Raw genomic sequence first — 10071 nt, forward strand, 5'->3', positions numbered from 1 at the left:
TGGCATGCTTAAATCTCAAAAAACTGGTCAAAAGGATGGCGGGAGAGCCTTTTTATTTTGTTCAGATGAGGTGGTTTAAGCACGGAAACAGCCATTTTTATCTAAAAACACTAAAAAAGACAAACACCAAATCGATGTTTGTCTTCAATCTGAAAGCTCCCCTAAGGGAGCTTTTACAATTTAAGTTGTCCGACTTTAATTGTTATTCTGGGAACTTAATTAAAATTAAGCTTCGATTTCTGAAACGATACCTGAACCAACAGTACGTCCACCTTCACGGATTGAGAAAGTAGTACCTTGTTCTACGGCGATTGGGTGGATCAACTCAACGTTGATTGTCACATTATCACCAGGCATAACCATTTCTGTACCTGCTGGAAGTTCGATTGAACCTGTTACGTCAGTTGTACGGAAGTAGAATTGTGGACGGTAGTTGTTGAAGAATGGAGTGTGACGTCCACCTTCGTCTTTAGAAAGGATATATACTTCACCTTTGAATTTAGTGTGTGGGTTGATTGAACCTGGTTTAGCAATAACTTGACCACGTTCGATTTCGTCACGTTGAACACCACGAAGAAGGATACCTACGTTGTCTCCTGCAAGACCTTCGTCAAGTTGTTTACGGAACATTTCAACACCAGTAACAACAGCTTTTTTAGTTTCTTCTTTGATACCAACGATTTCGATTTCGTCGTTGACACGAACAGTACCACGGTCGATACGTCCTGAAGCAACTGTACCACGACCTGTAATTGAGAATACGTCTTCGACTGGAAGAAGCAATGGTTTGTCAGTGTCGCGTTCTGGTTCTGGAATGTATGAATCAACAGTATCCATCAATTCCATGATGATGTCTTCAAATTTAGTGTCGCCTTCAAGAGCTTTAAGAGCTGAACCTTGGATAACTGGAAGGTCATCACCTGGGAAATCGTATTCTGAAAGAAGGTCACGGATTTCCATTTCAACCAATTCAAGCAATTCTTCATCGTCAACAAGGTCGATTTTGTTCATGAACACGATAAGGTGTTTAACACCAACCTGACGTGAAAGAAGGATGTGCTCACGAGTTTGTGGCATTGGTCCATCTGTTGAAGCAACTACAAGGATAGCTCCGTCCATTTGAGCGGCACCAGTGATCATGTTTTTAACGTAGTCCGCGTGTCCTGGAGCGTCGATGTGCGCATAGTGACGAGTTGCAGTTTCGTACTCAACGTGTGCAGTGTTGATAGTGATTCCGCGTTCGCGTTCTTCTGGAGCAGCATCGATAGAAGCGTAATCTTTTGGTTGGTTAACTGATGAAGGCAAGCGACGTGCCAATACAGTTGTGATTGCAGCTGTTAAAGTAGTTTTACCATGGTCAACGTGTCCGATTGTACCAATGTTAACGTGGGGTTTACTACGATCGTATTTTTCTTTTGCCATTTTAGGAAAAGCCTCCAATAAAATATATTTTATAGATAGACGGTAGGCAATACAGTCTAACTTTACCTTACTATTGTAGCAAATTCTAAGGAAAATGCAAGTATTTTATGCCTTTTGCTTTTTCTTTATTTTTCCAAGTGATGGTAGGGTTGGATTTGAATGGATTGCCCAATATTTGAAGCATAAATCCAATCAGCATTTTGTAATTGGTCAAAATTCTCAGCGCGTCCTGTCAGGATGACACCTTCAAATTTAGCTGTCTTTGGATTCTTGTTTTGCTTTAAATACTCTTTTAGCATAGCTTTAGAGGAATAAACTTCCCCATCTTCAGTCGTTACCGTTTGGAGACTACTCTCCTCCATTTTGAAGTATTGTTCTAGTCTATCTTGGAATGCAGTATAACTATTTTCCATCCCTTTAACAGGAGAAACAGCACTTTTATGACTATATTTTTGATAAATAGGGTTCAAATCCGGATTCTTTTTGGTTTGGTAAGCCTTAGCAATCTCAGCGTTCATCTTTTTCTGTTGCTCGGCTGTCAAATCCAAATTAAAGTAGGGGGTAAAACCAAATTGACTTTCTAAATAATCAAGCTGAACCCCGCTCCAAATCCAATTGAGTTTTAAATTTTTAGGAATGAACTGTTCCATTTCTTTTAATGTGTAGCCTTTATCAAAAGTGATTGCTACTTCTACAGCTTGTCCTGACATTTGACGGATGAGAGGAATATCTTGAGTGGGTTTTATCGACCCAAGTTGCACTTTTTTCCCCTTGTTAAAAAACATGGGAACTTTATAATGAGATGCTCTTGTGTACATCGAGCGACCATTATCGTCAGACATCAATGAATTATTGTTTGCTGATGATTTCTGGTATAAGATAAGGGAGTAATAATGTTCATATTTCTCAAAAGGAACGGATATACCATCAATATCTTTAAAACGGTGAGAGACAAAATTACCTGTGAATTGGGAAGTGGCATCGTAGCCCCAACTGCTATAACTAATATTAGGGTAGGCTATTTCAGAAATGACCGTATAATACTGTTGAATGTTTTGACCGTTCTTGCTAGTCAGTCTATTGAGTCCTATAAATCCTAACACCATAAGAAACAGGCTTAAGACTACACTAATGGTTACCGTTCTAAAAATATTTCGGCGTTTATGTCGCTTGGCAAGCTTTTCAAAATCAGTTGAAATCATCATATGTATATCCTGCTTTCTTCAATTTTTCTTTTAATAAGGCTCGTCCCCGCATCAAGTTAATTTTGACACTGCTTAAGGACTTGTGCAAAATGCTTGCGATTTCTTTTACCGACAAGCCATCAAAATAATAAAGCGATAAAACCATGCGGTACTTTTTTGGTAAGGCACTAATGGTCTCGTACAAAGGGGTATAGTTAGGTTGTTCAAATTCGACAACCGTTTCTAGATGGAAAAAATCTCTTTGAAGAATCTCCAGGTAGGTCTTGTCTCTTCGGTAATGATCAATGTATTTTCTGACAGCAACGCGATACATCCATGCACGTATCTTTTCAGGTGGGAGAATAATATTACTCTCTAACATTTTTAGGAAAACATCCTGACTAATGTCACGCGCCAACTGGTCTGGCACACCCGATGCTTTTAAATAAGCGATAATATCTTTTGAATAAACCACTAGTTCCTGTTCATATGGTTCTAACTTGATGGGGCTCACCCCCTTTCTACACTTATATAACGTATCATCCTTTATTTTGGTTACAAAAAAATCCCCTCAAAGGAGATTTTTATTGAAATTGGTTGATGTTAATGATGTTACTATTTTCTTTTCGAGCATCTTTCCGATAAGTTAGCTCTGCTTCTTTTAAAATGTCTTCACGCTTTTCATTGGCATCAATATTAAGCACAAACCCGACAGCCACCGATAAAACAAGTAAGCTATTTCCCCCTTGAGATAAGAAAGGGAAAGTTACTCCGGTTGAAGGAATCAAACCAGAAATCCCACCGATATTAACAAATACCTGCATCAGCATCATGCCACCAACTCCTAAGGCCATCATAGCATTAAAAGGATTTTTAGCCTTAATGCCCACATTCATAATCCGTAAGATAAGGAAGAAAACAAGCGCCAAAATGAGTCCCGCTCCTATTAAACCTAACTCTTCAATAACAACAGAAAAGACAAAGTCTGTCTGTGCTTCTGGCAAATAACCCCGTTTTTCAATGGAATTACCCAGTCCTCTCCCAAACCAGCCACCATTACTCATAGCGTAATAAGAATTGGCCAGCTGATGCCCTGAATCTGTCAAATCATGGAAGGGATTAAAAAAGGCACTGAAACGTTTGGCGACATAACCAAAAACAGGAACTTTAGCAACTTTTTCCACCCCAATGAGGGCAATTGTTCCCAAAAACAGGGTCGATAAGCTAGTAATCAAGACAAGGATGGCTGAAAACCAACGGTAGCCAATCCCACTAATAGAGAACATGATAATAGCTGTCAATACGATAATGGAAGCATTTCCCAAATCAGGTTGAGCAGCAACCAAAAGTATCATAAAAAGGGAATAGACTCGCCAGTCTCGTAAGTCTCCCCATTCCGTCGGCCACCATTTACGACGCGTCAAGGCTTGATAGTCATAAAGACTGACTTTTTCCTGAATTTTGGCAAAGGTCAGGGCCAGATACCAGACCATTATAATTTTCAAATATTCAGCAGGTTGAAAACTGATGGGACCAATGACAATCCAACCATGTGCTCCTTTGATAGCCGTCGTAAAGAAGCGAGCAATAACCAAGAGCGTCATTTCAATTAACATCACTAAGGTTAATACTTTGGTATTGGTTAAAAAGTTTAATTTTAACTTATAAATGAAAACAATAGCAATCAGACTTAACGTCCAAAATGCCCCTTGATTAATCACGGATTTAAACGGATTAGCATGTGCTTGAATCAAGCTAACACTTGTCGTGGAATAGACCACGATTAAACCAATAACCGATAAAATTAAGTAAGGCAATAGTATGGAGTAATTTAAGAGGTGCCTTTTATCAATTTTCATAGTTTCCCCTATATTTCTTGAGATAATCATTTAGCATTATACCATCTTTCAAGAACAAACAAAAGTGAAAGTCAACCTCCTGCAAAAAGGAGCCTCCAAGTAAGCCTGACGAGGATATCAGACGAAACAAAGGAGACTTTTTGGGATAGACGATTTAGTGATAACCTAAAGCGTCTGCTGCCTTAATTTAATTAGGTAGAGGACTTTTCAAGGATTTAGCCTGAATTACGTAACCCAGTCGCAATTCCATTAATCGTTGTGTGAATTAATTTTTCATCCTCTTCTCTTAACTGATGATTGCGCAGGCGCTTAATCAATTCAATTTGAATATAGTTCAACACATTGAAATAAGGGAGACGAAAAGCTAAACTTTGTTTCAAAGATGGGTTATCTTCTAGTAACTTCTCATGTCCTTCGATGGCAAGAATCACATTTTTTGTCAACTGCCATTCGTCCAAAATCACATGAAAAACATCTCTAACCTCTTGGCTGTCTGCCAACTGAGCATATTGAAAAGCGATGTTCATATTTGATTTCGATAGCACCATATCCACATTCGATAATAAGGAATGGAAGAAGGGCCAAGTCTGGTACATGTGTTGGAGACGCTCAAGATTGCCTTCTGCTTGGTCAATATAATGTTTAAAGGCCGATCCTACCCCATACCATCCGGGGAACATGATACGATTTTGTGACCACGAAAAGACCCAAGGAATAGCCCGCAAGCCTGTGATTTCCGTAATCGTTTTACGGGCTGCCGGTCTTGACCCTATGTTAAGGCTAGAAACTTCCTTGATAGGACTTGCTTCAAAGAAATAATCGTAAAAATGAGGATTATCAAATACTAGCTGGCGGTAAATCTTATTACTGTCCGCAACAATACCATCCATGACTTCTCTGAATCCGTCAATTTCATTAGGGTTGGTAAGCATTTGTGTGACCATACGATTAATAGAAGCTGAAATGAGCATTTCTAAATGGTAATAAGCGACATCTTTATTACCATATTTATTTTCAATAATCTCCCCTTGTTCAGTGAGGCGAATGCGATCTTTAATAGAACCAAAAGGTTGTGAGGTGATGGCATCGTAAGAAGGTCCACCGCCTCGTCCAACTGTTCCTCCACGACCATGGAAGAAAGTGATTTTCACGCTATTTTTCTCTCCAATGGCTGTTAATTCATTTTGAGCTTTATAGAGGGTCCAACCTGAAGCAAGATAACCACCATCTTTATTACTGTCAGAATAACCTAGCATAATTTCTTGATAGTTATGATTAGCTGCAATCCATGATTTAACCATATCATAACTCAAGTAAGTTGTCATAATGTCACGAGCATTGTCTAAGTCTTCAATAGTTTCAAAAAGTGGCACAATTTGCACACGAGCTTGGTGTTGGTCAATCAGACCAACTTCTTTGAGCATGATGGCCAATTCAAACATATCAGAAACACTTTCTGTGTGCGAAATGATGTGCTGCTTAATGACCTCATCACCTAGCTTATCCTTCAACTCACGTGCAGCTGCGTAAATCGCTAATTCTTTTTCGAGCAAATCTGACTTAGCAACTGCTGCTGAAGATAGTGTTCTTGGATCCTCTGTCAGTTGTTTCACAAGAAGCTCACATTTTTCAGTTTCTGAAAGTGAGCTATAATCCTCAACGATATTAGCTCCTTTTAATAACTCTGCCACACATGCTTCTTGCACACTAGAGTCTTGCCTCATGTCAATACTTGCTAGGAAGAAGCCAAAAATATCAACAGCTTGCATCACTTCGCGTAAGTCGCCATCAACCAGTGCAACATCACCATTGCTTAAAAGAGATTGCTCAATGGCCATCAAATCAGCTTTAAAGTCTTCCGGCGAAACGTAGGCAGCAATAGGTCCTTCTAACTGATCTTGCATTGCTAACTTACGAGTAAGGCGATCCGCTGTGACCGACTGTCCAGTGGTATCTTGGTTCCCTGTCAATTGAGTGCGCGTTTGGACAAGGCGGGACTTCACATAATGAAAAGCCCTACGGTAAGGTTCATTTTCACGGTAAATAGACTGGTCTTGGGATAAGCTAGCCAGACGCTCTACTTCTGCACTGGGTTGAATTAAGGTAGAAGACAAAGAAAAGGTTCGGTAAAGGGCTGCTAATTTTTCAATATAATATTTCAGGATGACTTCGCTCTGAACCGTAGCAGATAACCTTAGGGTTTCAGCTGTGACAAAAGGATTCCCATCCCTATCTCCTCCAATCCACATGCCCATGTTAATGGGTTTAGGATTGACCAAGTCTAAGCCACGTTTCTGAGCCAAGTTTTTATACTCAGTTGTTAATTTGGTCACTGCTTGAATGAGAGAACCATCGTAATACTGCATGACGTTAGTAATCTCATTTTTGACCTTGAGTTTTTTCTCGCGGATAATATCTGTCTGCATAATGATTTCTATGTACCGATAGAGTTCATTATGCCACTTCTCTTGGTTAACGACACCAGCTTTGACATCACGATACTTACGAAGGAGATCATGGATATGTGTTGTCAACTCCAAAATGGTTTTGCGCTGCACTTGTGTCGGATGGGCTGTCAAAACTGGTACCACATTAACCTGCTCTAGGATGTCTTTGGCATTCTCTTTTTCTGCGACGGCATCAATAGTTAAGGCAAGTTTGCCTAAATAATCCTTGTTGGTATTATTTTGATAATTGATTTCATAAGCCAAATCCACATCTTCTGAAATGTTAATTAACAGAGGCAAGATTGAAAAGTATCTTGAAATCACATCCATATCTTGATTAGAAATGCTTGCGATAATCGTTTCTAACCCAACGTAATCTTGCTTTTCAGATAAAGCAACAATGTTTTCAATCGTTGCGAACGCCTCATCTCCAATCATTCGACGGGTGATTTTTTCCAACATATCTTTTAAAATAGCAACTTCCTCAGCAATAATAGCTTGGTTGTTACTACTCTCTAGCTTTTTAAGTGACAAACTATTGACTCCTCCTCTGTTAGCTTCTCTTTTTATCATACCACTTTTTACTAGAAATGAAAGCACTCTAAAGTAGAATGTTTGCTTTTTATCTAAAGTAAGCGTTTTATCGTCTTTAATGTATGGAATAATTTTTCTGTTATATCCTAGCCAAATTCTGTTATACTAGTGGTAATCATAAGTTAAGGAGACCATTATGGAATTAAAAAAACGTTCAGAATTTCCTGAAAATGAACTTTGGGATTTAACAGCGCTCTACAAAGACCGCCAAGATTTTTTACTCGCTATTGAAAAAGCCTTACAAGATGTGGAGGTGTTTAAACGAAACTATGAAGGTCAATTAACCTCTGTTGACGATTTCACTCAAGCCTTGATGGAAATCGAGCACATCTATATTCAAATGAGTCATATTGGCACCTATGCCTTTATGCCTCAAACCACTGATTTTTCAAGTGAGTCATTTGCTCAAATTGCTCAGGCTGGTGATGATTTCATGACTAAAGCTAGCGTTGCCCTTAGCTTCTTTGACACTGCCTTAGCCAATGCCGACCTTGACGTGCTAGATACATTAGAAAAGAACCCTTATTTCAGCGCTGCTATTCGCATGGCAAAAATCCAAAAAGAACACCTGCTCAGTCCTGATGTGGAAAAGGCTTTGGCTAACTTACGCGAGGTCATTAATGCGCCTTATGATATTTACACCAAAATGCGGGCTGGTGACTTTGACATGGATGATTTTGAAGTGGATGGTAAAACCTACAAAAATAGCTTTGTCTCTTATGAAAACTTTTATCAAAATCACGAAAATGCTGAAATTCGTGACAAAGCTTTCCGTTCCTTCTCAAAAGGTCTCCGTAAACACCAAAATACAGCTGCTGCTGCTTATTTGGCCAAGGTTAAATCTGAAAAATTGTTAGCTGATATGAAAGGCTACGCTTCTGTCTTTGATTACCTCCTAGCTGAACAGGAAGTGGATCGTAGCTTGTTCGATCGCCAAATTGATCTCATCATGACTGAATTTGGACCGGTTGCTCAGAAATTCTTAAAACATGTCGCCCAAGTCAACGGTCTTGAGAAAATGACTTTTGCTGACTGGAAGCTAGATATTGACAATGATCTCAATCCAGAAGTCAGCATTGATGGTGCCTATGACCTCGTGATGAAGTCTTTAGCCCCATTAGGACAAGAATACACGAAAGAAATCGAACGTTATCAGACAGAACGCTGGGTTGACTTTGCTGCTAATGCCAATAAAGATTCTGGTGGTTATGCCGCTGATCCGTACAAAGTACACCCTTATGTTTTAATGAGCTGGACTGGCAGAATGTCTGATGTCTACACGCTCATTCATGAAATCGGACACTCTGGCCAATTTATTTTCTCTGATAATCACCAAAGTTACTTCAACACCCATATGTCAACTTATTACGTTGAAGCGCCATCGACCTTTAATGAATTGATGCTTAGTGATTACTTGGAACATCAATTTGATGATCCTCGTCAAAAACGTTTTGCCCTTGCTCACCGTTTAACAGACACATACTTCCATAACTTCATCACTCACCTATTGGAAGCGGCTTTCCAACGTGAGGTTTACACCCTTATTGAAGAAGGCGGTACCTTTGGAGCTGACCAATTAAATGCGATGATGAAAGAGGTCTTAACAGACTTCTGGGGAGATGCCGTTGACATTGACGATGACGCAGCTCTTACCTGGATGCGCCAAGCGCATTACTACATGGGCTTATATAGTTATACCTATTCTGCTGGGCTTGTTATTTCAACAGCTGGTTACCTCAACCTTAAACATAATCCAAATGGTGCCAAGGAGTGGCTTGACTTCCTAAAATCAGGTGGCAGCCGTACGCCTCTTGATACTGCTATGTTGATTGGGGCAAACATTGCCACTGAAAAACCTCTTCGGGATACCATTCAATTCTTGAGTGATACCGTTGACCAAATTATCAGTTACACCGAGGATATGTCACATGCCTAATCTCTATGATTTTACGGTTAAGGCTCAGGACGGCAGTGACATCTCACTAGTTAACTACAAAGAAAAAGTGGTTTTGGTCGTGAATACAGCTACCAAATGTGGGCTAACCCCACAATACCAAGCCTTGCAAGCACTATATGACACATACCATGACAAGGGATTTGAGGTCTTAGATTTTCCTTGCAACCAATTTTTAAATCAAACTCCAGGGGAAGCCGAAGAAATTAATCGATTTTGCAGCTTAACCTATCACACTACTTTCCCTCGCTTTGCAAAAATCAAAGTAAATGGTAAAGACGCTGATCCTTTGTTTACCTGGTTAAAAGAAGAAAAAAGTGGGCCCCTCGGGAAACGCATCGAATGGAACTTCGCTAAATTTCTCATTGACCAAAATGGTCAAGTCATTAAACGCTATTCCTCAAAGACAGATCCTAAACTAATTGAAGAAGACCTTAAAGCACTTCTTGGTTAATATAAAATAGACTTGGCGTGCCAAGTCTATTCAGACTGAAGACAAAGTCCTTAGAATCACTTTTCTAGGGGCTTTTCATGATATTTAGGAGTATAATATAAGAAAAAGGACTTGTGAGGTTCTCCTATGTTACACAAAGAAAAACCTGATTATAACC

Annotated in this window: 7 protein-coding genes and 1 pseudogene; 3 read left to right on the top strand and 5 right to left on the bottom strand. The window is 39.5% G+C overall.

Going from position 1 to position 10071, the window contains the following annotated elements; all coding sequences use genetic code 11:
- Positions 1–155: pseudogene (locus ACYTR8_RS09575) on the top strand (IS5/IS1182 family transposase); the annotation flags it as partial.
- Between the two features lie 70 nt (positions 156–225).
- Here the strand turns inward: ACYTR8_RS09575 and tuf are convergent.
- The 5 genes from tuf to ppc all read right to left on the bottom strand — a co-directional run bounded on the left by tuf (position 226) and on the right by ppc (position 7446).
- Positions 226–1422: an elongation factor Tu gene (tuf, locus tag ACYTR8_RS09580; RefSeq protein WP_003047614.1), complete on the bottom strand. Its 1197-nt coding sequence runs from the start codon at positions 1420–1422 to the stop codon at positions 226–228.
- Between the two features lie 125 nt (positions 1423–1547).
- The gene (locus ACYTR8_RS09585; RefSeq protein WP_479642073.1) at positions 1548–2627 is read right to left on the bottom strand and encodes a sigma factor regulator N-terminal domain-containing protein; all 1080 of its coding nucleotides are present in this window, start codon (positions 2625–2627) and stop codon (positions 1548–1550) included.
- Positions 2611–3081, bottom strand: coding sequence for an RNA polymerase sigma factor (locus ACYTR8_RS09590; protein ID WP_111717905.1), 471 nt, complete (start codon positions 3079–3081; stop codon positions 2611–2613). The genes ACYTR8_RS09585 and ACYTR8_RS09590 overlap by 17 nt, the downstream gene beginning before the upstream one ends.
- A gap of 109 nt (positions 3082–3190) precedes the next feature.
- On the bottom strand, positions 3191–4465 hold the full coding sequence (gene ftsW / locus ACYTR8_RS09595; RefSeq protein ID WP_015057430.1) for a cell division peptidoglycan polymerase FtsW: 1275 nt from the start codon (positions 4463–4465) through the stop codon (positions 3191–3193).
- 215 nt (positions 4466–4680) lie between these two features.
- Positions 4681–7446 carry a phosphoenolpyruvate carboxylase gene (gene ppc / locus ACYTR8_RS09600; protein WP_479642074.1) on the bottom strand — a complete coding sequence of 922 codons (2766 nt, stop codon included), beginning with the start codon at positions 7444–7446 and terminating at the stop codon, positions 4681–4683.
- Between the two features lie 196 nt (positions 7447–7642).
- Between ppc and pepF the strand changes: the two genes are divergently transcribed.
- Together pepF and ACYTR8_RS09610 are read left to right on the top strand one after the other, a co-directional pair.
- Entirely contained in the window at positions 7643–9442 is a 1800-nt protein-coding gene (pepF, locus tag ACYTR8_RS09605; RefSeq protein WP_479642075.1) for an oligoendopeptidase F, read from the top strand.
- Positions 9435–9914 (top strand): glutathione peroxidase, encoded by a 480-nt coding sequence (locus tag ACYTR8_RS09610; protein ID WP_111715842.1) that lies wholly within the window; start codon positions 9435–9437, stop codon positions 9912–9914. The genes pepF and ACYTR8_RS09610 overlap by 8 nt, the downstream gene beginning before the upstream one ends.
- Positions 9915–10071 lie beyond the last annotated feature (157 nt).

The sequence above is a fragment of the Streptococcus sp. F2 genome (assembly GCF_056500955.1).